The organism is Colwellia sp. Bg11-12 (assembly GCF_014076955.1).
Classification (GTDB): domain Bacteria; phylum Pseudomonadota; class Gammaproteobacteria; order Enterobacterales; family Alteromonadaceae; genus Colwellia_A.
On the sequence record NZ_JACGUZ010000084.1, the window covers coordinates 1 to 985 of the forward strand.

Consider the following 985-nt stretch of genomic DNA (forward strand, 5'->3'; position numbering starts at 1 on the left):
AGTTGGCTAAAATGTTGAACGAAGTGAAAACAGCCAACTGTTTTTTGTCCGTTTGAATTGCTTGTTAGGTTAAATTTATTATAAAACCAGTTAGTTAAAGCAAACTTCGAAACTTAATATAACCGCACCAAGGCTAAATGCCAAAACATTATTTTGAGCCATTTACACAAAAGTAGTTTTAGCGCACAACACAAATGTTATTGCTGGACTCTCGACAATGATTCGCGACCTTTACAAAACGCTTTTGCGAAAACCCACGAAACAGAATAACCACCAAACAAAAAATAGAAATGCATAAGTTGGTTAACAATAAAGAGAGAAAAGTGGTGCCACCTAACGCCCTATTAAGCGGCGAAAAATTGTTGGCTAAAATGCGAGGAACGAAGCTAGCCAACTGTTTAGCGTCCGTTTGAATAGCTTGTTATATGCCGTTTACACAATCATCTGAAGCTATTCTCATATTCGCAAATTGGCTACTTTCATACTGAGAAGTTAATAAGTCTATGATGACAAATTTTGAATCTGCTAATTGAGATTTGAGAATACTATTATTACAGGTGAATTCCAAAGTTTTTTTTAAATAATAAACCTTACGCGATGTAAAATTATTAGATGATTTTGAAACTCCTTCAATCACAAGTATTAATTTAACGTAATCATCGGTTGAATAATAAGATATAACTTCAGAAGTTTCAGGTTGATGGAGAGCAATTATTTCTGCATTAATAGGCACGTCGTCAGGAAACAACCTTGTATAACCTGCATAAACAAATACAAACCCGAATAATAAAAATTTTATCAACACCTTATATTCTTTAGCGTCTCGCTTCTCAGATGGCAACAACAAACTCCTAGGCATATAACGCCCCATTAAGAGGCAAATAATTGTTGGCTAAAATAAGCGACGAAGGAGCAAATAGCCAGCTGTTATTTGTCCTGCTTGAATGGCTTGTTATACGTATTTTATTTACCATACTTTAATTCA

1 protein-coding gene is annotated in these 985 nt (G+C 34.4%); it reads right to left on the reverse strand.

Annotated features, from left to right (window positions below):
* Positions 1-421: 421 nt before the first annotated feature.
* Positions 422-841, reverse strand: coding sequence for a hypothetical protein (locus H4J39_RS17765; RefSeq protein ID WP_182229675.1), 420 nt, complete (start codon positions 839-841; stop codon positions 422-424).
* Positions 842-985 lie beyond the last annotated feature (144 nt).